Annotated in this window: 23 protein-coding genes; 19 read left to right on the forward strand and 4 right to left on the reverse strand. The window is 56.2% G+C overall.

Annotation, left to right across the window (positions count from 1 at the left end):
• Positions 1 to 26 precede the first annotated feature (26 nt).
• The 4 genes from rstA to tus all read left to right on the forward strand — a co-directional run bounded on the left by rstA (position 27) and on the right by tus (position 3,662).
• Positions 27 to 743, forward strand: coding sequence for a two-component system response regulator RstA (gene rstA, locus VF709_RS06145; protein WP_013096874.1), 717 nt, complete (start codon positions 27 to 29; stop codon positions 741 to 743).
• 247 nt (positions 744 to 990) lie between these two features.
• Entirely contained in the window at positions 991 to 1,251 is a 261-nt protein-coding gene (locus VF709_RS06150) for a hypothetical protein (RefSeq protein WP_038980410.1), read from the forward strand.
• A gap of 109 nt (positions 1,252 to 1,360) precedes the next feature.
• Positions 1,361 to 2,659 (forward strand): two-component system sensor histidine kinase RstB, encoded by a 1,299-nt coding sequence (gene rstB, locus VF709_RS06155; RefSeq protein WP_149896439.1) that lies wholly within the window; start codon positions 1,361 to 1,363, stop codon positions 2,657 to 2,659.
• 73 nt (positions 2,660 to 2,732) lie between these two features.
• A complete protein-coding gene (gene tus, locus VF709_RS06160) occupies positions 2,733 to 3,662 on the forward strand; it encodes a DNA replication terminus site-binding protein (protein WP_149896440.1) in 930 nt (309 codons plus the stop codon).
• On the opposite strand, the gene fumC is transcribed toward tus, so the two are convergent.
• Together fumC and fumA are read right to left on the reverse strand one after the other, a co-directional pair.
• Complete coding sequence (fumC, locus tag VF709_RS06165; protein WP_020688279.1) at positions 3,663 to 5,057, reverse strand: class II fumarate hydratase; 1,395 nt, start codon at positions 5,055 to 5,057, stop codon at positions 3,663 to 3,665.
• 137 nt (positions 5,058 to 5,194) lie between these two features.
• The gene (gene fumA / locus VF709_RS06170; RefSeq protein ID WP_013096879.1) at positions 5,195 to 6,841 is read right to left on the reverse strand and encodes a class I fumarate hydratase FumA; all 1,647 of its coding nucleotides are present in this window, start codon (positions 6,839 to 6,841) and stop codon (positions 5,195 to 5,197) included.
• Between the two features lie 199 nt (positions 6,842 to 7,040).
• On the opposite strand from fumA, the gene manA reads away from it, so the two are divergent.
• Together manA and VF709_RS06180 are read left to right on the forward strand one after the other, a co-directional pair.
• Positions 7,041 to 8,216, forward strand: a complete 1,176-nt coding sequence (manA, locus tag VF709_RS06175) for a mannose-6-phosphate isomerase (RefSeq protein ID WP_038419228.1) — start codon at positions 7,041 to 7,043, stop codon at positions 8,214 to 8,216.
• A 98-nt stretch (positions 8,217 to 8,314) separates the two neighbouring features.
• The gene (locus VF709_RS06180; protein ID WP_014831653.1) at positions 8,315 to 9,847 is read left to right on the forward strand and encodes a YdgA family protein; all 1,533 of its coding nucleotides are present in this window, start codon (positions 8,315 to 8,317) and stop codon (positions 9,845 to 9,847) included.
• Between the two features lie 86 nt (positions 9,848 to 9,933).
• Here VF709_RS06180 and VF709_RS06185 read toward each other — a convergent pair whose 3' ends face one another.
• The gene (locus VF709_RS06185; protein WP_029882782.1) at positions 9,934 to 10,962 is read right to left on the reverse strand and encodes a Mal regulon transcriptional regulator MalI; all 1,029 of its coding nucleotides are present in this window, start codon (positions 10,960 to 10,962) and stop codon (positions 9,934 to 9,936) included.
• A gap of 178 nt (positions 10,963 to 11,140) precedes the next feature.
• On the opposite strand from VF709_RS06185, the gene malX reads away from it, so the two are divergent.
• The 3 genes from malX to add all read left to right on the forward strand — a co-directional run bounded on the left by malX (position 11,141) and on the right by add (position 15,052).
• The gene (gene malX / locus VF709_RS06190; protein ID WP_149896441.1) at positions 11,141 to 12,733 is read left to right on the forward strand and encodes a maltose/glucose-specific PTS transporter subunit IIBC; all 1,593 of its coding nucleotides are present in this window, start codon (positions 11,141 to 11,143) and stop codon (positions 12,731 to 12,733) included.
• A 48-nt stretch (positions 12,734 to 12,781) separates the two neighbouring features.
• On the forward strand, positions 12,782 to 13,954 hold the full coding sequence (locus VF709_RS06195; RefSeq protein ID WP_149896442.1) for a MalY/PatB family protein: 1,173 nt from the start codon (positions 12,782 to 12,784) through the stop codon (positions 13,952 to 13,954).
• 96 nt (positions 13,955 to 14,050) lie between these two features.
• Positions 14,051 to 15,052, forward strand: coding sequence for an adenosine deaminase (gene add, locus VF709_RS06200; RefSeq protein ID WP_440231092.1), 1,002 nt, complete (start codon positions 14,051 to 14,053; stop codon positions 15,050 to 15,052).
• A gap of 44 nt (positions 15,053 to 15,096) precedes the next feature.
• Here the strand turns inward: add and VF709_RS06205 are convergent, their stop codons facing one another.
• On the reverse strand, positions 15,097 to 16,137 hold the full coding sequence (locus tag VF709_RS06205) for an oxidoreductase (RefSeq protein WP_029882780.1): 1,041 nt from the start codon (positions 16,135 to 16,137) through the stop codon (positions 15,097 to 15,099).
• Positions 16,138 to 16,380: 243 nt separating this feature from the next.
• On the opposite strand from VF709_RS06205, the gene blr reads away from it, so the two are divergent.
• The 10 genes from blr to nth all read left to right on the forward strand — a co-directional run bounded on the left by blr (position 16,381) and on the right by nth (position 23,836).
• Positions 16,381 to 16,506, forward strand: a complete 126-nt coding sequence (gene blr / locus VF709_RS06210) for a division septum protein Blr (protein ID WP_168112406.1) — start codon at positions 16,381 to 16,383, stop codon at positions 16,504 to 16,506.
• A gap of 232 nt (positions 16,507 to 16,738) precedes the next feature.
• Entirely contained in the window at positions 16,739 to 16,954 is a 216-nt protein-coding gene (gene ydgT / locus VF709_RS06215) for a transcription modulator YdgT (RefSeq protein WP_013096896.1), read from the forward strand.
• Positions 16,955 to 17,041: 87 nt separating this feature from the next.
• Entirely contained in the window at positions 17,042 to 17,482 is a 441-nt protein-coding gene (locus tag VF709_RS06220) for a DUF2569 domain-containing protein (RefSeq protein ID WP_013096897.1), read from the forward strand.
• Between the two features lie 76 nt (positions 17,483 to 17,558).
• Positions 17,559 to 18,140 (forward strand): electron transport complex subunit RsxA, encoded by a 582-nt coding sequence (gene rsxA, locus VF709_RS06225; protein ID WP_013096898.1) that lies wholly within the window; start codon positions 17,559 to 17,561, stop codon positions 18,138 to 18,140.
• On the forward strand, positions 18,140 to 18,718 hold the full coding sequence (rsxB, locus tag VF709_RS06230) for an electron transport complex subunit RsxB (RefSeq protein WP_013096899.1): 579 nt from the start codon (positions 18,140 to 18,142) through the stop codon (positions 18,716 to 18,718). Before rsxA ends, rsxB begins: the two co-directional genes overlap by 1 nt.
• Positions 18,711 to 20,831 carry an electron transport complex subunit RsxC gene (gene rsxC, locus VF709_RS06235; protein ID WP_095427164.1) on the forward strand — a complete coding sequence of 707 codons (2,121 nt, stop codon included), beginning with the start codon at positions 18,711 to 18,713 and terminating at the stop codon, positions 20,829 to 20,831. Before rsxB ends, rsxC begins: the two co-directional genes overlap by 8 nt.
• Positions 20,832 to 21,884: an electron transport complex subunit RsxD gene (gene rsxD / locus VF709_RS06240; protein WP_058660865.1), complete on the forward strand. Its 1,053-nt coding sequence runs from the start codon at positions 20,832 to 20,834 to the stop codon at positions 21,882 to 21,884. It begins immediately after the preceding gene.
• 10 nt (positions 21,885 to 21,894) lie between these two features.
• Positions 21,895 to 22,515, forward strand: a complete 621-nt coding sequence (rsxG, locus tag VF709_RS06245; RefSeq protein ID WP_440231095.1) for an electron transport complex subunit RsxG — start codon at positions 21,895 to 21,897, stop codon at positions 22,513 to 22,515.
• A gap of 2 nt (positions 22,516 to 22,517) precedes the next feature.
• Positions 22,518 to 23,204 (forward strand): electron transport complex subunit E, encoded by a 687-nt coding sequence (locus tag VF709_RS06250; protein WP_023622212.1) that lies wholly within the window; start codon positions 22,518 to 22,520, stop codon positions 23,202 to 23,204.
• The gene (gene nth, locus VF709_RS06255) at positions 23,201 to 23,836 is read left to right on the forward strand and encodes an endonuclease III (protein WP_020688297.1); all 636 of its coding nucleotides are present in this window, start codon (positions 23,201 to 23,203) and stop codon (positions 23,834 to 23,836) included. The genes VF709_RS06250 and nth overlap by 4 nt, the downstream gene beginning before the upstream one ends.
• Positions 23,837 to 23,863: the final 27 nt, after the last annotated feature.

Consider the following 23,863-nt stretch of genomic DNA (forward strand, 5'->3'; position numbering starts at 1 on the left):
GCATTTTTCGCGATAACAGACGTTGTATGAATAAGATTGTTTATGTAGAAGATGAGCCCGAAGTGGGGCAATTGATCGCCGCTTATCTGGGTAAACATGATATGGACGTTATTGTTGAGCCACGTGGCGATCGCGCCGAAGAGGTCGTGGTGCGTGAAAACCCGGATCTGGTGCTGCTGGATATCATGTTGCCCGGCAAAGACGGGATGACGCTGTGCCGCGACCTGCGGGCTCAGTGGGATGGCCCTATCGTGCTGCTGACCTCACTGGACAGCGACATGAACCATATTCTGTCGCTGGAGATGGGGGCCAATGACTACATTCTTAAAACCACGCCGCCTGCCGTTCTGCTCGCCCGTCTGCGCCTGCACTTGCGCCAGCATGCCAGCAGTGAACGCGAGGTGCCGGCGCAGTCCCTGATGCCGCATAAAGCGATGCGGTTTGGCACGTTATCCATCGATCCGGTTAACCGCCAGGTCCTGCTCTCCGGTGAGCTTATCGCGCTCTCTACCGCCGATTTTGACCTGCTCTGGGAGCTGGCCACCCATGCGGGGCAAATTATGGACCGTGACGCGTTGCTGAAAAACCTGCGCGGCGTAAGTTACGATGGAATGGATCGCAGTGTTGACGTGGCTATTTCGCGACTGCGTAAGAAACTGCAGGACAACGCCACCGAGCCGTACCGCATCAAAACCGTGCGTAACAAGGGTTATCTGTTCGCCCCGCACGCCTGGGAAACCTGATCGCGTTAGCAAAATAGCATAGCCTGCGCGAAATGAAGGCATTACATGACAATGCCCTTTCTTTCGCGCGTTAATTTGCCCGTTGGCGCAACAATTAACTTGCTAAGCCAGCGAACTAATCCATAATTACTTTTCCTGCATTCCTTCTTGAGCTCGCACCGGGCCCGCCACATAAACGTTTTTATCGCGACGCTTTCGCTACCTCTCTCCCATAAAATCTTGAAATGAGGATTTAAGCCTATGACATATGTATAGTTACCATGACGTAGAAGCCATCAAAACCAATCTTGAATGGATTGTTAATCAGGCAACGCTTAACCAAGCCTCCCCCACGCGTGCCGACCAAAAAGCCCTCTTTGATCTTCTGGAACTGATTCAGTCTTACGAAATATTGTTGGATTTAATTAACGAATTCGGAAGCGCCGTGATTGATGCGGAGATCGCGGAAGGCCTGAGCGTGACAGAAAAACTCATCGCCAAAATCAAAAGAAGTACTCACGCCATGTAACAAACCTCGGCACGGCTCAGATAATACGTTTGTCGTGCATGATGGTGGTGAAAACACCGGAAGGTTTTTCATGTATATTCTGCATGTATCGTTTTTTCGGTGAGATTTAATGAAAAAGCTTTTTGTGCAGTTTTATCTTTTGCTGTTTGTCTGCTTCCTGGTGATGACCATGCTGGTCGGGCTGGTCTATAAGTTCACTGCCGAACGAGCGGGCAGGCAGTCGCTGGACGATCTGATGAAAAGCTCTCTTTATCTGATGCGCAGCGAACTGCGTGAAATTCCGCCACATGACTGGGCGAGAACCTTAAAAGAGCTGGATTTGAACCTGTCGTTCGATCTGCGCATTGAACCGCTGAAGGATTTCGTTTTAGATCCGCCTGCCATGCAGCGCCTGCGTGACGGGGATATCGTGGCACTGGATGAGAAATACACCTTTATCCAGCGCATTCCGCGCAGTCATTATGTGCTGGCTGTAGGGCCGGTGCCTTATCTCTATTATCTGCACCAGATGCGCCTGCTGGATATGGCCCTGATGGCCTTTATCGCCATTTCACTCGCCTTCCCGGTCTTTATCTGGATGCGCCCACACTGGCAGGACATGCTCAAACTGGAATCCGCCGCACAGCGCTTTGGCGAGGGGCATCTTACCGAGCGTATTCACTTTGACAGCGGGTCCAGCTTTGAACGTCTGGGGGTGGCATTTAACCAGATGGCCGATAACATCAACGCCCTGATTGCCAGCAAAAAACAGCTGATCGACGGGATTGCTCATGAACTGCGCACGCCGCTGGTGCGTCTGCGCTATCGGCTGGAGATGAGCGAAAACCTTACGGCGGCAGAGTCTCAGGCGTTAAACCGCGACATCGGCCAGCTTGAAGCGCTCATTGAGGAGCTGCTCACCTATGCTCGTCTTGACCGTCCACAAAATGAACTGCACCTCAGTACCCCGGATCTGCCGACGTGGATCCAAACCCATATTGATGACGTCCAGAGCGTCAATCCGCAACGCACCCTGTTAACGCGCGTCACGCAGGGAGATTACGGCGCGCTGGACATGCGCCTGATGGAACGCGTGCTGGATAATCTGATGAACAACGCCATGCGCTACAGCGAGAGCACGCTGCGGATTGGCCTGGACTTGCAGGACAATCAGGCCCGTCTGACGGTGGAAGACGATGGCCCCGGCATCGCCCCGGATGCGCGTGAAACCGTGTTCGAGCCGTTTGTGCGTCTCGACCCGAGCCGCGACCGTGCGACGGGAGGGTGTGGTCTGGGGCTGGCGATTGTCCACTCTATCGCGCAGGCGATGGGCGGCACGGTGCAGTGCGGGGAGAGTGAACTCGGCGGCGCATGCTTCTGCTTTAGCTGGCCGGTGTACCATAACATCGCCCTTCCCGTTCCTGCCTGACCTTAACCGCACGCTGGCCTGACCCGGCGTGCTGTGCTATACCATGAGTATGTTGTAACTAATGGGGATTCACATGGCGACATACGATCTTATCGAAAGGCTGAACAGCACCTTTCGGGAGATGGAGCATGAGCTGTTAACGCTGACCGGGCGCCTGCAGGCCTGCCGCCTGTTGGCTGCGCGGGTCTTTACCCTGCCGGAGGTGGCAAAAGGCGCAGAGCACGATCCGCTGCAAACCATCGACGTCAAACAGCATATCGGCCAATCCGCGCGGGATCTGGCGCTACAGCACTATCGTCGCCTGTTTATTCAGCAGCAGTCAGAAAACCGCAGCAGCAAGGCGGCCGTTCGCCTGCCGGGGGTGATCTGTCTGCAAACGGACGCCGAAACCCGTGAGGCGCTGGAAACCCAGATTACGCACATCAATACCCTGAAAGCGGCATTTGAAAAAATCATTACCGAAGAGTCAGGCCTGGCACCAGCCGCCCGCTTTGAGTGGGTGCACCGCCAGCTTCCGGGTTTAATCACCCTGAATGCCTACCGTACGTTGACGGTACTGCGTCAGCCCGCCACGCTGCGCTTCGGCTGGGCCAACAAGCACATTATCAAAAACTTTACCCGGGATGAGATCCTGGCCCAGCTGGAAAAGAGCCTGAAAGCGCCGCGCACCGTGGCTCCGTGGTCGCGCGAGCAGTGGATTGAGCGCCTGGAGCAGGAGTATCACAGCATCGCGTCATTGCCCGCTGAAACGCGCCTTAAGATTAAACGCCCGGTGAAGGTGCAGCCTATCGCCCGCGTCTGGTATTCAGGCCAGCAAAAGCAGATCCAGTACGCCTGCCCAACACCGCTGATTGCGCTCTATGATGCCGATCAGGGCGCCGTGGTACCGGACATTGGCGAACTGCTGAATTACGATGCGGAAAACGTTCAGCATCGCTATAAGCCTCAGGCGCAGCCGCTGCAGCTGATTATTCCCCGGCTGCACCTGTATGTGGCGACGTGACTATTTCAGGCTGCCGACCATCGCTTCAGGGCGAACCCAGGCATCAAACTCGGCTTCCGTGAGATAGCCGAGCGCCAGCGCAGAGGCTTTCAGCGTCAGCCCCTCTTTATGCGCCTTTTTGGCGATCTCAGCGGCTTTGTCGTAGCCGATATGGGTATTGAGGGCGGTCACCAGCATCAGCGACTCATTGAGCAACTGGCTGATTCGCTCGCGGTTCGGCTCGATGCCGGAGGCGCAATGCGCGTTGAAACTCTCCATGCCGTCCGCCAGCAGCCGTACAGACTGAAGCACATTGTGGATAACCATCGGACGATAGACGTTCAGCTCGAAATTGCCTGACGCACCGCCCATGTTGACGGCCACGTCATTTCCCAGCACCTGACAGCAGAGCATAGTCATGGCTTCACACTGCGTCGGGTTCACTTTGCCCGGCATAATGGAGCTACCCGGTTCATTTTCCGGGATGCTGATTTCACCAATGCCGCAGCGCGGGCCAGAGGCCAGCCAGCGCACGTCGTTGGCGATTTTCATCAGTGATGCCGCCAGCCCTTTCAGCGCACCATGCGTGTGAACCAGCGCGTCGCAGGTTGCCAGCGCCTCAAACTTATTGGGCGCGGTAACAAACGGTTGCCCGGTAATCGCGGCCAGCTCTTCCGCCACGCGCACCGCGTACTCCGGATGGGTATTTAACCCCGTCCCCACCGCCGTGCCGCCCAGCGCTAGCTCAGAGAGATGCGGCAGGCTGTGCTCAATGTGTTTGAGATTGTGTTCCAGCATCGCCACCCAGCCGGATATCTCCTGTCCAAGGGTCAGCGGCGTGGCATCCTGCAGGTGGGTACGCCCGATTTTGACGATATCACTGAAGGCCTGGGCTTTCTCGTTAAGGGTGCTTTTAAGCACATTTAGCTGCGGGATCAGCTGTTCACGGATGGCAATCACCGCCGCCACGTGCATTGCCGTCGGGAAGACATCGTTGGAGCTCTGGCTCTTGTTAACGTCATCGTTCGGGTGAACCTTACGCTCCATACCGCGCACGCCGCCCAGCAACTCGCTTGCCCGGTTGGCCAGCACTTCATTCATGTTCATGTTGCTCTGCGTGCCAGAGCCGGTCTGCCAGATGGCCAGGGGGAATTCGTCGGGATGCTTGCCCGCCAGCACTTCGTCGGCGGCACTGATGATGGCGTTGGCTTTGTCAGCCGCCAGCAGGCCCAGATCCAGATTCACTTTGGCGGCGGCACGTTTGGTCAGCGCCAGCGCCTGAATCAGCGAAACGGGCATTTTCTCTGTCGAAATACGGAAATGTTCCAGCGAGCGCTGGGTTTGCGCCCCCCAGAGTTTGTCGGCCGGAACGTCGATCGCGCCCATCGAATCTTTCTCACGGCGATGCGTTGTCATTACTTTCTCCTTGATAATTAAAGATGGGATTGCTCACATGCTTAAGAGATAAGTATTGATGACTTCTGAGAAACGTTATGGCGCTTTGTGCGCTCTTTTTGGTGTCGGGTGGCGTAGCCGCCACCCGGCTTTTTAGCTTACTTCACACATGCCGAACACTGAGAGGACTGGATCTGCTTGAAGAAGTCATTGCCTTTGTCATCCACCAGGATAAACGCCGGGAAATCTTCCACTTCAATTTTCCAGATCGCTTCCATACCCAGTTCCGGGTATTCCACGCACTCCAGGCTCTTGATGCTGCCCTGCGCCAGTACGGCCGCCGGACCACCGATACTGCCCAGGTAGAACCCACCGTGCTTGTGGCACGCGTCCGTCACCTGCTGGCTGCGGTTGCCTTTCGCCAGCATGATCATGCTGCCGCCGTTGGCCTGGAGCTGGTCAACATAGGAGTCCATGCGGCCTGCGGTGGTTGGGCCTAATGAGCCGGAGGCATAACCCTCTGGCGTTTTCGCCGGGCCCGCGTAGTAGATCGGATGATCTTTGATGTACTGCGGCAACCCTTCGCCGTTGTCCAGGCGCTCTTTCAGCTTCGCATGGGCGATGTCGCGGCCGACGATGATCGTGCCGTTCAGGGAGAGACGCGTCGAGACCGGGTACTGAGACAGCTGCGCCAGAATCTCTTTCATCGGACGGTTCAGATCAACGCGAACCGCTTCACCTTCACCGGCTTTACGCAGCGCTTCCGGAATGTATTTACCCGGGTTGTTCTCCAGTTTTTCGATCCACACGCCTTCACGGTTGATCTTCGCTTTGATATTACGATCCGCCGAGCATGAGACGCCCATACCTACCGGGCAGGATGCGCCGTGACGCGGCAGACGGATCACACGCACGTCGTGAGCAAAGTATTTACCGCCGAACTGTGCGCCGAGCCCCAGATTACGCGCTTCTTCCAGCAGCTCCTGCTCAAGCTGAACATCGCGGAACGCCTGGCCGTGTTCGTTCCCTTCGGTTGGCAGGCCGTCGTAGTATTTAGTCGATGCCAGCTTCACGGTTTTCAGCGTCGCTTCCGCCGACGTGCCGCCAATGACAAAGGCGATATGGTATGGCGGGCAGGCTGCAGTCCCCAGGGTACGCATTTTTTCCACCAGGTAGTTCTTCAGCTTGCCCGGTGTGAGCAGCGCTTTCGTTTCCTGGTAGAGGTAGGTTTTGTTGGCTGAACCGCCGCCTTTCGCGATGCAAAGGAATTTGTACTCATCGCCGTCCACGCTATAGAGGTCAATTTGCGCAGGCAGGTTGGTGCCGGTGTTGACCTCTTTATACATATCCAGCGCCGCGTTTTGCGAGTAGCGCAGGTTGTCTTCGGTGTAAGTGTTGTAGACACCGTGCGCCAGCGCGGCTTCATCGCCGCCTCCGGTCCAGACACGCTGGCCTTTTTTACCCACGATGATGGCCGTACCGGTGTCCTGGCAGGTCGGCAGAATGCCTTTTGCCGCGATATCGGAGTTACGCAGGAACTGCAGCGCGACATACTTATCGTTTTCGCTGGCCTCCGGGTCGCTGAGAATATCAGCCACCTGCTGCTGATGCGCAGGACGGAGCATAAACGAGGCGTCGTGGAAGGCGTGCTGCGCCAGTAAGGTCAGCGCCTGCGGATCGACTTTGAGGATCTCCTGCCCTTCAAACTCAGAGACAGAGACGTGATCGCGGGTTAACAGGTAATATTCGGTCTGATCCTTACCGAGCGGGAAAGGATCCTGGTAATGAAAGGGTTTGTTCGACATTGTTCTCTCACTTACTGCGTCGGTCTGATTATTCAGGGCAGATGTTCCGCTGCCCGGCTTAAAAGCGAGTCAGCTTATCCTACACAAATTTTTAACAAAAACTGAGACTAGTACGACTTTTTACATCCGCAGGTTACTTCCAGGTGGTTTATTGCTTTAATACCCGGAGTTTATTCCACATTTGAATCAGGGCTTGATAATGCAAAAACTCATCAACTCAGTGCAAAACTACGCCTGGGGAAGTAAAACTGCGTTAACGGAACTCTACGGTATCGCGAACCCGGACAACCTGCCGATGGCAGAACTGTGGATGGGCGCCCACCCGAAGAGCAGCTCAAAAGTTGAAGATGCCAGCGGCCAGGTGCGCGCGCTGCGCGACGTAATTGACGCCGATAAAGCCACGCTGCTGGGCAACAGCGTGGCCAGTCGTTTTGGCGAGCTGCCGTTCCTGTTTAAGGTGCTGTGTGCCGATCAACCTCTCTCCATCCAGGTTCACCCGAACAAGAAAGCCTCTGAAATTGGCTTTGCAAAAGAGAATGCGGCCGGTATCCCGTTAGATGCCGCCGAGCGTAACTATAAAGATCCGAACCACAAGCCGGAGCTGGTCTTTGCGCTGACCCCTTTCCTGGCGATGAACGCGTTTCGCGAGTTCTCCGAGATCATCTCTCTGCTGCAGCCGGTCGCAGGAGCGCATAACGCTATCGCACATTTCCTGGCAAATCCGAACGCGGAAAGCCTGAGCCAGCTGTTCGCCAGCCTGCTCAACATGCAGGGCGACGAGAAATCCCACGCCCTGGCGGTGCTGAAAGCGGCGCTGGACGGCCAGCAGGGCGAACCATGGGACACCATCCGTCTGATTTCTGCGTTTTACCCGGACGACAGCGGCCTGTTCTCCCCGCTGCTGCTGAACGTGGTGAAGCTAAACCCGGGCGAAGCCATGTTCCTGTTCGCGGAAACGCCGCATGCCTATCTGCAGGGTGTGGCGCTGGAGGTAATGGCCAACTCCGATAACGTGCTGCGCGCGGGTCTGACGCCGAAATATATCGACATCCCTGAACTGGTGGCTAACGTGAAGTTTGTGGCAAAACCTGCTGCCGAGCTGCTTACTCAGCCCGTCAAAAATGGCGCAGAGCTGGACTTCCCTATTCCGGTTGACGATTTTGCTTTCTCCCTGCACGACCTCAGCCAGACCGAAACGACCATCGCGCAGGAGAGCGCGGCGATCCTGTTCTGCGTTGAGGGTGAAGCGACACTGCATAAAGGCGAACAGCGTCTGGTGCTTAAGCCGGGTGAGTCAGCATTCGTTGCTGCTAATGAGTCCCCGGTCAGCGTGAGCGGTACCGGTCGCCTGGCGCGCGTATTTAATAAGCTTTAGACAATACTGAATTTTTTAACAACTCTTGCTAAGCTAGTGGCAGGCTTTATATCTCCGGGCGGTTTCTACCGCCTGGTTTCATTTTAGGGATAGTCGCAATGAAAAAATCGGTCGTAGCGGTAGGCGTGATTGTAGCGTTAGGCGTAGTCTGGACGGGAGCATCCTGGTTTACCGGGAAGCAGCTGGAGAGCCGTCTGGCTGAGATGGTGGCACAGGCTAACAGCCAAATTAAGCGTGGCGCACCGGAAGCGGGTGTAGAGCTGAGCTATCAGAATTATGAGCGCGGGGTATTCACCAGCCATATGCAGCTTGTGGTGAAGCCCGTTGCCGGAAATGAAAATGGCTGGCTGAAGCCGGGCCAGACGGTGGTGCTGGATGAGGTGGTAAGTCACGGTCCGTTCCCGCTGGCGCAGCTGAAGTCCTTTAACCTGATCCCATCAATGGCGTCCGTTCACACCGTGCTGGTGAATAACGACTTAACTAAGCCGCTGTTCGAACTGGCAAAAAATGAATCACCTTTCGCGGTTGATACCCGCATCAGCTATGCCGGTGACACCCGCTCGAATATCGCGCTGAAGGCGCTGAACTACGAGAAAGAGAACGAGAAAGTTACCTTCAGCGGTGGCAACTTCACCGTAGATGCTGACCGCGAAGGGAACGTGCTCTCCCTCACAGGGGAAGCGCAAAGCGGTCTGGTCAACGCCGTTAACGAATACGATCAGAAGGTACAGATTACCTTCAACAATTTGAAAGCAGACGGCAACAGCCGCATGACCGACTTCAAAGAGCGTATCGGCGATCAGAAACTCTCGATTGATAAGATTGCCATTGCGATTGAAGGTAAAGAGATGGCCGTGCTGGAAGGAATGGACGTTGATGGTAAATCGGATGTCTCCAAAGACGGTAAAAGCATCAATACTCAGCTGGATTACACCCTGAAGAGCCTGAAAGTGCAGAATCAGGATCTGGGTACCGGCAAGCTTTCGCTGAAGATCGGCAATATTGACGGTCAGGCGTGGCATGAATTCAGCCAGAAATACAGCAAAGAGAGCCAGGCGCTGCTGACCGATGCCGCGCTGCAGCAGAACCCGGAAGTGTATCAGCAGCAGGCGATGGCCGTGCTGTTCAACAACCTGCCTATCCTGCTCAAAGGTGAACCGGTGATCACCGTCGCTCCGCTGAGCTGGAAAAACAGCAAAGGCGAAACCAGCTTTAACCTGTCTCTGTTCCTGAAAGATCCGGCAACCGCAACGGGCGAACCGCAAACGCTGGCGCAGGAAGTGGATCGCAGCGTGAAGTCTCTGGACAGTAAGCTGACGATCCCAATGGATATGGCAACCGAGTTTATGACTCAGATTGCGAAGCTTGAAGGGTACGGCGATGACGATGCCGGCAAGCTGGCAAACCAGCAGGTGAAAGGCCTGGCGGCGATGGGCCAGATGTTCCGTATCACCAAGGTGGACGACAACACGATTTCCACCAGCCTGCAATATGCCAACGGCCAGGTGACGCTCAACGGTGACAAAATGCCGCTGGAGGACTTTGTCGGCATGTTTGGTATGCCTGCCCTGGGCATGCCGGAACCGGCTGAACCAGCAGCGCCAGCCGAACCTGCGGCGCCACAGCAGTAAACGACAAAACCCCTCGCATGAGGGGTTTTTTATTGCCGGGGGGCGGCGATGCCTTACCCAGCCTACGATCCGCAACGTGCTCTGGATTATTTCACCGTTACCAAACGCGCCGCCACAATCTGGTGCCCGGCCTGCACGTCTGTTTTTTCGATGCGCTGCATGATCCTGTCCGCCAGCGTGTAACCCATCTCCCGTGCGGGCGTGGTGGCCCAGACGATGGGCAGATCGTCCAGCGCATTTTCGCCAACGTCGGCAAATGCCCCTAACGCCACCTGATGGCCGAAGAAGGTTTCAACGCCCCCCTCACCGCTCTGACGCCCGGCGCGGATCAGACCAAACCAGGCCCCCATCGCAATCACATCGTTGTAGCAAATCACGGCGCTTATCGTCGGACTGCTGCTTAACAGCGCACCGATCGCTTCTGCGGCTTTTTTCTGACTGGATTCACACTCTACCACCCACTCGCTGTGGAACGGTAAACCGTATTTAATCAGCGTCGCGCAATAACCGCCCACCCGTTCGGCGCGGGTCAGCGACGAGCTTTTTCCGCCGAGCCAGGCAATCCGCTGATGTCCGCGACGAATAAGATGCTCGGTCAACATTTGGGCCGCCTGCATGTTGTCTGGCCGCAGGGTATCGGCTTCATCCAGATAACTGGCGCGCGACGCAAAGACCAGCGGCACCCCTTTTGCGGCCGCGCGCTCGCATAATTCACTGCTCACGCCCGACGCTCCGGCAACAATCACACCGTCAACGCCCTGGGTGAGCAGCATGTCGAGCCGGGAAAGAAGCTGGTCCGGCTCGCGCCCGCCGTGGAGCAGAAACACCATCCGTCCCTGCGCCTCCAGCGCTTCGGTTAACCCGGCGGTCAGTTCGGCGTAAAAGGGTGAAGTCAGGTCACGCACGATCAGGCCAATCACGCCGCTTTGTCCCCCGCGCAGGGCCGACGCCTGACGGTTACGCACAAAACCCAGTTGTTCAACGGCGTCGTTAACCCGCTGACCGGTCGCGGGAGAGATACGCCCTTTTCCACTCAGGACCAGTGAAACGGTGCTGACGGAAACCCCCGCCGCCAGCGCGACATCGTTGATGGTGATCTTTTTCGCTACAGCCATGTGTTGGCGTGACTCCCTGATAATGAGATCGGTAAAACGTTTTATCAATACGTTATCTTTATACTACCAGTGAAAGGCTGAGAATGTGATTCAGAGCGCACTAAACTTTGATAAAACGTTTTATCTTCTCGCAGCATTGAAGCAGACAAACTGATTTTAACAATAAAGGAGTCGTTTTATGACGGCGAAAACAGCACAAAAAATATCGCTGTGGGAATTTTTCCAGCAACTGGGTAAAACCTTTATGCTGCCCGTGGCGCTTCTCTCGTTCTGCGGGATCATGCTCGGGATCGGCAGCTCGCTCAGCAGTAAGGACGTCATTACGCTGATCCCGTTCCTCAGTACCCCTGTGCTGCAGGCGATCTTTATCTGGATGAGTAAGGTCGGCTCCTTTGCCTTCAGTTTCCTGCCCGTGATGTTCTGTATCGCCATTCCGCTGGGCCTGGCGCGTGAGAATAAAGGCGTGGCGGCGTTCGCCGGTTTTGTGGGCTACGCGGTGATGAACCTTGCGGTGAACTTCTGGCTGACCGCCAAAGGCATCCTGCCCACTACCGATGCTGCGGTGCTGAAAGCCAACAACATTCAGAGCGTGATTGGTATTCAGTCCATCGACACCGGGATCCTCGGCGCGGTGATCGCGGGGGTCATTATCTGGATGCTGCATGAGCGCTTCCACAATATCCGCCTCCCCGATGCCCTGGCTTTCTTCGGCGGCACCCGCTTCGTGCCAATTATTACTCTCGTGGTCATGGGGCTGTTTGGTCTGGTCATCCCGCTGATCTGGCCGGTCTTTGCGCTCGGTATCAACGGTATTGGCCGTATCATTAACGGCGCGGGCGATTTCGGCCCGATGATCTTCGGTACCGGCGAACGTCTGCTGCTGCCGTTTGGCCTGCAACATATTCTGGTGGCGCTGATTCGCTTCACCGAAGCAGGCGGCACCATGGAAGTGTGCGGTCATGATGTAAGCGGTGCGCTGACCATCTTCCAGGCGCAGCTGAGCTGCCCAACCACTCATGGCTTCTCTGAGAGTGCGACCCGCTTCCTGTCACAGGGTAAAATGCCGGCCTTCCTCGGCGGTCTGCCAGGCGCGGCGCTGGCGATGTACCACTGCGCCCGACCGGAAAATCGTCACAAAATTAAAGGGCTGTTGATTTCCGGGGTAATCGCCTGCGTTGTAGGCGGTACGACTGAGCCTATCGAATTCCTGTTCCTGTTTGTCGCGCCGGTGCTGTATCTCATCCACGCGGTGCTGACCGGTCTGGGCTTTACCGTGATGGCGGTGTTGGGCGTCACCATCGGTAACACCGACGGCAACGTAATTGATTTCGTGGTGTTCGGCATCCTGCATGGTTTGTCCACCAAGTGGTATCTGGTGCCGGTCGTGGCGGCGATCTGGTTCGTGGTGTACTACGGTATCTTCCGCTTCGCCATCACCCGCTTTAACCTGAAAACGCCAGGCCGCGATGCCGAAACCGCCACCAGCGTGGAACAGGCCGTTGCCGGTACGGTGGGTAAATCGGGTTATAACACGCCGGCAATTCTGGCGGCGCTGGGCGGTGCGGATAACATTACCTCTCTGGATAACTGCATTACCCGTCTGCGTCTGTCGGTGGCGGATATGTCGAAGGTGGATACCAATGCCCTGAAAGCCAACCGGGCAATCGGCGTGGTACAGTTGAATCAGCACAATTTGCAGGTGGTTATCGGCCCGCAGGTGCAGTCGGTCAAAGATGAGCTGGCCACCCTGATGCGCACAGTCGAAGCCTGATGCCTCACCCCCTCACGCTGAGGGGGTTTTACTTTAAGGACATACGTCATGTTTGATTTTTCGACCGTTGTCGATCGCCACGGCACCTGGTGTACACAGTGGGATTATGTTGCCGACCGTTTTGGTGCCGCCGACCTGCTGCCCTTTACGATCTCTGATATGGATTTCGCCACCGCCCCCTGCATTATCGATGCGCTACATCAACGTATTGATCACCGCGTGTTTGGCTACAGCCGCTGGAAAAACGAAGAATTCCTGGCCGCGGTGGCGCACTGGTTCCAGCAACGTTTTAACAGCCGGATTGATACTGAAACCGTTGTTTATGGCCCTTCCGTGATCTATATGGTCTCTGAGCTGATTCGCCTGTGGTCGATGCCGGGAGATGGTGTGGTGGTGCATACCCCGGCTTATGACGCGTTTTATAAAGCCATTGAAGGCAATGCGCGCCACGTAGTGCCAGTGACGATGGAGAAACAGGCGACGGGCTGGCAGGGAAATATGGCCGCGCTTGAGGCCGCCCTGGCGAAACCGGAAAACAAAATATTGCTGCTGTGCAGCCCGCAAAACCCGACCGGCAAGGTCTGGACGCAGGAGGAGCTGGCGCAGATGGCTGAACTGTGCGCACGCTATGACGTGGCGGTGATAAGCGATGAAATTCATATGGACATGGTATGGGGAGAACATCGCCACACGCCATGGAACAAGGTCGCGCGCGGTAAATGGGCACTACTGACCTCAGGCTCCAAAAGCTTTAATATCCCGGCACTGACCGGCGCATATGGGTTAATAGGCGATGAGGAGAGCCGTAATGCGTATCTGAGCGCGCTAAAAGGTCGTGACGGCCTCTCCTCTCCCTCCGTGCTGGCACTGACGGCGCATATTGCCGCCTATCAGCAGGGTGAGCCGTGGCTTGCCGCGCTGCGCAACTATCTGGAAGAGAACCTGAAATTTATCGCACGTGAAATGAACAGCGCTTTTCCGGTACTAAACTGGACGCCACCCGAGGCGACCTATCTCGCCTGGATTGACCTGCGCCCGTTAAATATTGACGATCGCGCCCTGCAAAACGTACTGATTAAGCAGCAAAAAGTCGCCATCATGCCGGGATATACCTACGGAAACGAAGGCATCGGTTTTATCCGCCTGAATGCCGGCTGCCCGCGCAGCAAGCTGGAACAAGGGGTGCAGCGGCTGATTGCGGGTATCAACACGCTCCTGTAGTTTGTTTGCGCAACGGAATATTCCCTTGCGCAAATAGCTTTTTACGTCGTTTTGTTTTTATAATGTGGCGCACTTTAACCAGAAAAGAGTGCGACCATGATTGATACACGCCTGCCTTTAACAGATATTCATCGTCACCTTGACGGTAACATTCGTGCCCAAACCATCCTCGATCTTGGCCGCCAGTACAATTTAACGCTCCCTGCTCAATCGCTTGAAACCCTGATCCCGCACGTTCAGGTCACCTCTAATGAACCGGATCTGGTCAGTTTTTTGAGCAAACTCGACTGGGGCGTAAAGATGCTGGCCTCACTGGATGCCTGTCGCCGTGTCGCTTTTGAGAACATCGAAGATGCCGCCCGTAACGGCCTGCATTATGTCGAACTGCGCTTTTCGCCAGGCTATATGGCGATGACCCACAGCCTGCCCGTTGCAGGCGTGGTTGAAGCCGTTATTGAAGGTGTCCGTGAAGGGTGCAAAACCTTCGATGTGCAGGCCCGTTTGATTGGCATCATGAGCCGTACCTTCGGCGAAGCGGCCTGTCTGCAGGAACTGGAAGCGCTGCTGGCGCATCGTGACGCGATCACCGCCATCGACCTGGCCGGGGATGAACTGGGCTTCCCGGGCAGCCTGTTCCTGTCACATTTCAACCGCGCACGTGATGCCGGCTGGCATGTTACCGTACACGCCGGTGAAGCGGCGGGGCCGGAGAGCATCTGGCAGGCCATCCGTGAACTGGGTGCCGAGCGTATCGGTCACGGTGTAAAAGCGGTGGAAGATCGCGTCCTGATGGACTTCCTGGCCGAGCAACGTATCGGGATTGAATCCTGCCTGACCTCCAATATTCAGACCAGCACCGTGCCCGCGCTGGATAAGCACCCGCTGAAAACCTTCCTTGAGCACGGCGTGCTGGCCTCGCTGAATACCGATGACCCGGCGGTACAGGGCGTAGACATTATCCACGAGTATACTGTCGCCGCACCGCAGGCGGGCCTGAGCCGCGAACAGATCCGCCAGGCGCAGATTAATGGGCTGGAGATGGCCTTCCTCACGCCGGAAGAGAAGCAGGCGCTTCGGGATAAGGTGACAAACGCGTAACCCCTTTGCCGGGTGGCGGCTACGCCCTACCCGGCCAACAACACTTATGCCAGACAGAGCGTGGCGCGATGTTTGGCAGATTCAATGCCCAGCTCGATCAACTCCATGATCTGAATCGCCTGGCTGGCTGGTACCGGGTTTTCCCCCGTGCCGTTCAGCGCATCACGCACGGCCGCATAATATGCCGGGTAGTTCCCCGGGCTCGTCAGCAAGGTTTCTTCCACCAGCGTCTCCCCCTCCACTTTGGTCACCACCCCGTCTCGCATATCATATCCCCAGTCTTCCTGAGGCAAACGCTCGCCGTTTTTCAGCCGGTCTTCCTGCGGATCCAGACCAAACTTCACATAGCTCCCCCGCGTGCCGTGAATGATATAACGCGCGGATTCCGCAGCCGCAACCATCGTTCCGTGCAGCACTATCCGCCGTTGCGGGTAGCTCAGGATGGCATGAAAATAATCGGTCGTTTGCGCGCCGGGTCTGAGCTGGGCCAGATCGACCGTCATACTCACCGGCAGGCCAAACAGATTCACGGCCTGGTCGAGCAGGTGTGGGGCTAAATCGTACCAGATGCCGCTGCCTGGCCCGGCTTGCTCACGCCAGCGGTTTCGCACCTGCGGCCGAAAGCGGTCAAAGTGCGATTCAAAGAAGGTTATCTCCCCGAGCGTTCCCTCGCTGAGCAGCGCTTTTACCGTGAGAAAATCGCTGTCCCAGCGGCGGTTATGAAACACCGACAGCAGTCTGCCAAGGCTTTTCGCCAGCGCGTCCAGCTCGCGTGCCTGAGACAACGTCACGGTAAAGGGTTTATCGACGACGACATGCTTACCGGCTTCCAGCGCCGCTTTCGCCAGCGGGAAATGGGTATCATTCGGCGTGGGGATCACAATTAAATCGATATTCGGATCATTGAAAAGGTGCTTAGGCTCAGAGACAACCGGAACGGTGGGCCAGTCGGCATGCACCTTGGTGGCATCGCTGCTCGACATCGCCGCCAGCGCCATTCCCGGCGTACCGGCAATTAACGGCGCATGGAATGTTTTGCTCGCATACCCGTAACCAATAAGCCCGACACGGATGCTATCACTCATAGTGTTGCCCTCTCCTGTGATGTTCTTATTTCACACTGGCTAACCTGGCCTCATGACAGATTAAGCATGTGCCATATGACTTAAAATAGCATCCTGCTCCGCTTGTTTTTGTTATATGGGGTTAACCCGCTGATTGTGCTTAAGGGAACCGTTCCCAAAGCACTTGCTGTCTCCCCCCTGGCGCTGTAACATTTGCAACCGGTATTTATGGATAAATTACAAACACGAATTATGACGTCAATTATTAATCGAATCATTGAATTAGCGGGATGGATTGTTCTTGGGGTATCGGTCATTTTGCTTGGCGTTGCCAGCCACATCGATAACTACCAACCGCCGGAGCCTGTCACTGTCGCCCAACCTAAGTAACCGGTTACGGTAATAAAGAGTGACATAATATGTCAGTTACTTATTGCCACTCCTGGTGAACACGGTTAACCTTCTCTTCCAGGCATCATCAGATGCCTGAATCTTTCGCAAAGAAAACTCCTAATTTAGTCGCGTTACCTGAGTGGGCAGTTTACGTCTTTATTAATCCGTTTATTATTCAAACGAATTACCTTAACGGGTATGACTCACTTTTATATGGAAACTTATTAATATGACAGTTCAGGACTATTTATTAAAATTTCGCAAGATCAATTCCCTTGAGAGCCTGGAAAAACTGTTTGACCACCTGAACTACACGCTGTCGGATAATCAGGACATCATCAATATGTATCGTGCAGCGGATCATCGCCGTGCGGAACTGGTCTCCGGTGGCCGTTTGTTTAACGTCGGCGAAGTGCCTAAGTCCGTATGGCGTTACGTTTTATAAGAAAGTAGCCATCCGCGCGAAATGTTATATACTCTCCGCCCTGCAAACTGGCTGTACAACATTTCGCGCAGATTTATGGGAGAGTTCATGACCGCAACGCCTGGAGAAAGAATTGGAGGCTGGTTAATCGCCCCACTGGCATGGCTGCTGGTTGCCTTATTAAGCGCATCACTTGCGCTGCTGCTTTATACCACCGCGCTGGTTACCCCTCATGCAATCCAGACCCTGATGTCGCAAAGTGTGCTGAATATTACGCTGTGGTTCGTGTCGTTCGTCTTCGCCATAGGCATGTGGTACTACACGCTGTGGCTAACCATTGCGTTCTTTAAACGCCGCAAAAATGTGCCTAAGCACTACATCATCTGGCTGCTCGTTTCCGTACTGCTGGCGGTGAAAGCCTTTGCTTTTTCACCGGTTTCGGACGCGCTGGCCGTTCGTCAGCTGCTTTTCCCGTTACTGGCGGCGGCGCTTCTGGTGCCCTATTTCAAGCGTTCGACGCGGGTGAAGAACACCTTCGTGAATCCGTAATAACCTTACAGATAACCTGTTGTCGCCTGTTGTGGTTTATCCGATAATAGGCGGCTTTTTTATTTCAGGCTGAATAATGACCGATTACTTACTGCTCTTTGTCGGCACAGTGCTGGTTAACAACTTCGTTCTGGTGAAGTTCCTTGGCCTGTGTCCGTTTATGGGCGTGTCCAAAAAGCTGGAAACGGCAATGGGCATGGGGCTGGCAACCACCTTCGTGATGACGATGGCGTCCATCTGCGCCTGGTTGATTGATACCTGGATCCTCATCCCGCTGGGTTTAGTCTATCTCCGTACGCTGGCCTTTATTCTGGTCATTGCCGTAGTGGTGCAATTTACCGAAATGGTGGTGCGTAAAACCAGCCCGGCGCTCTATCGCCTGCTGGGTATCTTTCTGCCGTTGATCACCACCAACTGTGCCGTTCTTGGCGTAGCGCTGTTGAACATTAATCTCGGGCATAATTTCATGCAGTCGGCGCTGTACGGTTTTTCTGCCGCCGTCGGTTTCTCGCTGGTGATGGTGCTGTTTGCCTCTATTCGTGAGCGCCTCGCCGCAGCGGATATCCCTGCGCCCTTTCGCGGAAACGCGATTGCGCTGGTGACCGCAGGTTTAATGTCTCTGGCCTTTATGGGCTTTAGTGGTCTGGTGAAGTTGTAATGAATACCATCTGGATTGCCATCGCCTCCATCAGCGTGCTGGGGTTGGTGTTTGGCCTGATTCTGGGTTACGCCTCCCGCCGATTCGCGGTAGAGGACGATCCTGTTGTTGAAAAAATCGATGAGCTTTTACCGCAAAGCCAGTGTGGGCAGTGCGGCTATCCTGGCTGTCGTCCCTATGCAGAAGCCGTGGGTATTCAGGGTGAGAAAATCAACCGCTGTGCGCCAGGTGGCGAAGCGGTAATGCTGAAAATTGCAGCGCTGCTAAACGTCGACCCACAGCCCATTGATGGCGATGCGCAGGTGCAGGAGCCCGTGCGTGCCCTCGCGGTGATTGACGAAGCGAACTGCATTGGCTGCACCAAGTGTATTCAGGCATGCCCTGTCGACGCCATTGTTGGCGCCACCCGCGCCATGCACACCGTTGTGGCGGATCTGTGCACCGGCTGTAACCTCTGCGTGGCCCCCTGCCCGACGCAATGTATTGAGTTGCGCCCGGTTGAAACGACTACCGAAAGCTGGAAGTGGGATCTTCAAACCATTCCGGTTCGCAATATTCCTGTGGAACAACATGCTTAAGTTATTTTCTGCTTTCAGAAAAGAGAAGATTTGGGACTTTGACGGCGGGATCCATCCGCCAGAGATGAAAACCCAGTCCAGCGGCACGCCGCTGCGTCAAATTCCGCTGGCGACCCGTTTCGTCATGCCGCTGAAGCAGCACATTGGCGCTGAGGGTGAGTTGTGCGTTAAAGAAGGCGATACCGTCCTTCGCGGCCAGCCATTGACCTTTGGTCGTGGGCGTATGCTGCCGATCCACGCCCCGACATCCGGTAAAGTGGTGGCGATTACCCCTCACACCGTTGCACATCCGTCAGCCCTCTCCGAACTGAGCGTCATTATTGAAGCCGACGGCGAAGACCGCTGGATCGAGCGTGATGGCTGGAGCGACTACCGCGCCCGCAGCCGGGAAGCGCTTATCGACCGTATTCATCAGTTCGGCGTTGCCGGGCTGGGTGGCGCAGGGTTCCCGACCGGCGTCAAACTGCGCGGTGGCGGCGATAAAATTCAGACCCTGATTATCAACGCCGCCGAATGCGAACCCTATATCACCGCCGATGACCGCCTGATGCAGGACTGCGCCGCGCAGGTCGTGGAGGGGATCCGTATCCTCGCCCATGTGCTGCAGCCTCGTGAAGTGCTGATTGGCATTGAGGATAACAAACCGCAGGCCATTTCCATGCTGCGCGCGGTGCTCGCCGGTAGCCACGATATCAGCCTGCGCGTCATTCCGACCAAGTACCCGTCGGGCGGGGCAAAACAACTGACGCAAATACTCACCGGAAAACAGGTTCCCCACGGCGGCCGCTCGTCGGATATTGGCGTGCTGATGCAAAACGTGGGTACCGCCTACGCCGTGAAACGCGCGGTGATTGACGGTGAACCCCTGACCGAACGCGTGGTGACGCTGACGGGCGAGTCAGTGTCTCGTCCGGGGAACGTCTGGGCGCGTCTGGGCACGCCGGTTCGTCATCTTCTGGAGCAGGCCGGATTCTGTCCCGGCAGCGATCAGATGGTGATCATGGGCGGTCCATTGATGGGCTTTACCCTGCCGTGGCTGGACGTTCCGGTCGTAAAAATCACTAACTGCCTGCTCGCCCCCTCCCCCACCGAAATGGGTGAAGAGCAGGAAGAGAAAGGCTGTATCCGCTGCAGCGCCTGCGCCGATGCCTGCCCGGCCGATCTGCTTCCACAGCAGTTGTACTGGTACAGCAAAGGTCAGCTGCACGATAAAGCGCAAGCGCATAATCTGGCTGACTGCATCGAATGCGGCGCGTGCGCCTGGGTCTGCCCTAGCAACATTCCGCTGGTGCAGTACTTCCGTCAGGAGAAGGCCGAGATTTATGCCATCTCGATGGAAGAAAAACGCGCTGCCGAAGCGAAAGCCCGCTTTGAAGCCCGCCAGGCTCGTCTGGAGCGTGAAAAACTGGCCCGTCAGGAGCGTCATAAGCAGGCTGCCGTTCAGCCAGGCGAGAAAGATCAGGATGCCATTAACGCGGCGCTGGCTCGCGTGCGCGAGAAAAAAGCGACCGCAGCGCAACCTGTGGTGATCTCCGCCGGTGAGAAGCCAGATAACAGCGAAGCCATTGCCGCACGTGAAGCGCGTAAGGCCGCGGCGCGCGCGCGTCAGGCGGAAAAAGCGCAAACTGGGCAACCGGAAGAAACCCGTGTCGATCCGCGTAAAGCGGCCGTTGAAGCGGCCATCGCCCGCGCCAAAGCACGGAAAGCGGGAGAGCAGCAGGTAGTCGTTGAGCAAGAGGCCACAGACCCGCGCAAAGCCGCCGTTGAAGCCGCGATAGCCCGCGCTAAAGCGCGTAAAGCGGCGCAGCAACCGCAACCGGCCACAGAAGAGGCGCCGGTCGATCCGCGTAAAGCGGCTGTCGAAGCGGCCATCGCCCGCGCCAAAGCGCGGAAAGCAGCGCAGCAACAACAACCAGCTGCAGAAGAGGCGCCAGTCGACCCGCGCAAAGCCGCTGTCGAAGCGGCCATCGCCCGCGCCAAAGCACGGAAAGCGGCTCAGCAGGAAGTACAACAGCCTGCCGCGAACGACGATCCACGCAAAGCCGCCGTCGCCGCCGCGATTGCACGCGTTCAGGCGAAGAAAGCCGCACAGCAAGCAGTTAACGAGGATTAAATGGTTTTCAGAATCGCAAGTTCCCCTTACACCCATAACCAGCGCCAGACGTCGCGCATTATGATGCTGGTCTGCCTGGCTGCACTGCCGGGTATTGCCGTTCAGTTCTGGTTTTTCGGCTGGGGAACCCTGTTCCAGTTAGCACTGGGCTGTGCCAGCGCCGTAGCGGCCGAAGCGCTGGTGCTGAAGCTGCGTAAGATGAACATCTCCCGTATTCTCAGCGATAACTCCGCTCTGCTGACGGGCCTGCTTTTGGCCATCAGTATTCCGCCGTTTGCGCCGTGGTGGATGATCGTGCTCGGTACGGTGTTTGCGGTGATTATTGCCAAACAACTGTACGGTGGGCTGGGCCACAACCCCTTTAACCCGGCGATGGTCGGCTACGTGGTACTGCTTATCTCCTTCCCGGTACAAATGACCAGTTGGCTGCCGCCGCACGATATCGCCGCCACGGTGCCGGGTTTTACGGATGCCCTTCAGGTGATCTTTACCGGCCATACAGCGTCCGGGGCCGATATGAATGCGTTGCGTATGGGCGTGGATGGTGTCAGCCAGGCCACACCGCTCGATACGTTTAAAACGTCCCTGCGTGCCGGGCACAGCGTTGAGCAGATCATGCAATCAGCCATCTACAGCGGCGTGCTGGCCGGTGCAGGCTGGCAGTGGGTTAACCTGGCATATCTGTTGGGCGGCCTGTTCCTGCTGCAGCAGAAAGCGATCCGCTGGCATATTCCGGTGAGCTTCCTGATCACGCTCGCGGTCTGCTCCACGCTGGGCTGGCTCTTCTCCCCTGAATCCCTGGCGAGCCCGCAGATGCATCTGCTCTCTGGTGCCACCATGCTGGGCGCGTTCTTTATTCTGACCGATCCGGTGACCGCCTCGACCACCAATCGCGGTCGTCTGATCTTCGGTGCGCTGGCCGGTCTGCTGGTGTGGCTGATCCGCAGTTTCGGCGGATACCCGGATGGCGTAGCGTTCGCCGTCCTGCTTGCCAACATCACCGTTCCGCTCATTGACTACTACACGCGCCCGCGCGTGTACGGCCATCGGTAAGGGTTTCGCGATGCTGAAAACAATGCAAAAACATGGCGTCACGCTGGCCATTTTCGCTGCTGTCCTCACCGGGATGACGGCACTGGTGAACGAACTGACCAAAACGACCATTGATGAACAGGCCGCGAAGCAGCAACGCGCGCTGTTCGATCAGGTGATGCCGTCTGATTTCTACGATAATGACCTGCAGAAAAGCTGTTACGTGGTACAGGCGCCGCAGTTAGGTAAAGGCCCGCATCGTCTCTATATCGCCCGTAAAGGCGATAACGCGGTGGGCGTGGTGATGGAGGCCACGGCACCAGACGGGTATTCCGGTGCCATTCAGCTACTTGTGGGTACCGATTTTTCCGGTACCGTGTTGGGTACCCGCGTGACTCAACACCACGAAACGCCGGGCCTTGGGGATAAAATTGAGACACGCCTGAGCGACTGGATTTTGCATTTTGCCGGTAAGGTTATCCACGGCGAAGCGGACACGGCATTTGCCGTCAAGAAAGATGGCGGCGAGTTTGACCAGTTCACCGGGGCCACTATTACGCCGCGTGCCGTCGTGAATGCCGTAAAACGTGCCGGGTTGTATGCAGAAACGCTGCCTGCGCAGATTAACAATCTTCCGGTCTGTGAGGAGTGAGCATGAGCCAGGTTAAAGAGGTCATTGTCCAGGGGTTGTGGAAGAACAACTCCGCACTGGTACAGCTGCTGGGATTGTGCCCGCTGCTGGCGGTGACATCCACCGCTACCAACGCATTGGGGCTGGGGCTTGCCACCACGCTGGTGCTGACCCTGACCAACCTCTCCATTTCCACCCTGCGCCGCTGGACGCCGTCGGAAATCCGTATTCCGATTTACGTCATGATCATCGCGTCAGTGGTGAGCGTCGTTCAGATGCTGATTAACGCCTACGCGTTCGGTCTGTATCAGTCCCTGGGGATTTTTATTCCGCTGATCGTTACCAACTGTATCGTGGTGGGGCGTGCAGAAGCCTTTGCCGTGAAGAACACCCCGGCGATGTCGGCCCTGGATGGTTTCTCCATCGGAATGGGAGCCACCTGCGCGATGTTCGTTCTGGGCTCACTGCGTGAAATTCTTGGCAACGGTACCCTCTTCGACGGCGCAGACGCGCTGCTGGGAAGCTGGGCTAAAGTTTTACGCATCGAGGTGTTTCATACGGATACGCCGTTCCTGCTGGCTATGCTGCCACCGGGTGCGTTTATTGGCCTTGGCATGATGCTGGCGATAAAATACCTGATTGATGAAAAACGTAAGCGCCGCGCGGCTGAGCGCAGCGTGCAGGAAGGGATACCCGGGAAAGCCTCATGAACAAAGAAAAGCGCATTGCGATCCTCACCCGTCTTCGGGACGCAAACCCGCACCCGACGACTGAGCTGAATTTCACTTCGCCGTTTGAGCTGCTGATCGCAGTGCTGCTTTCGGCTCAGGCCACTGACGTGAGCGTGAATAAGGCCACCGCCCTGCTCTATCCGGTGGCCAATACCCCGAAAGCCATGCTGGAGCTGGGCGTGGAAGGGGTGAAGTCTTATATCAAAACCATCGGGCTGTTTAACAGCAAAGCGGAGAACGTCATTAAGACCTGCCGCATTTTGCTGGAGCGTCACGGTGGTGAAGTGCCGGAAGATCGCGAGGCGCTGGAAGCGTTGCCGGGTGTGGGACGTAAAACGGCGAATGTGGTACTTAACACCGCGTTTGGCTGGCCGACCATCGCGGTTGATACCCATATTTTCCGTGTCGCTAACCGAACCAACTTCGCTCCGGGTAAAAATGTCGAACAGGTGGAGGAGAAGCTGTTAAAAGTGGTTCCCGCTGAATTCAAAGTCGACTGTCATCACTGGCTTATCCTGCATGGCCGTTATACCTGTATTGCCAGAAAGCCTCGCTGCGGCTCATGTATCATTGAAGATCTCTGCGAATATAAAGAAAAAGTGTATCCCTGAACGGCGCTATTTATTTACTTTCGCATC

Source organism: Enterobacter sp. Lyrl_3 (genome assembly GCF_051948675.1).
Lineage (GTDB): Bacteria > Pseudomonadota > Gammaproteobacteria > Enterobacterales > Enterobacteriaceae > Enterobacter > Enterobacter cloacae.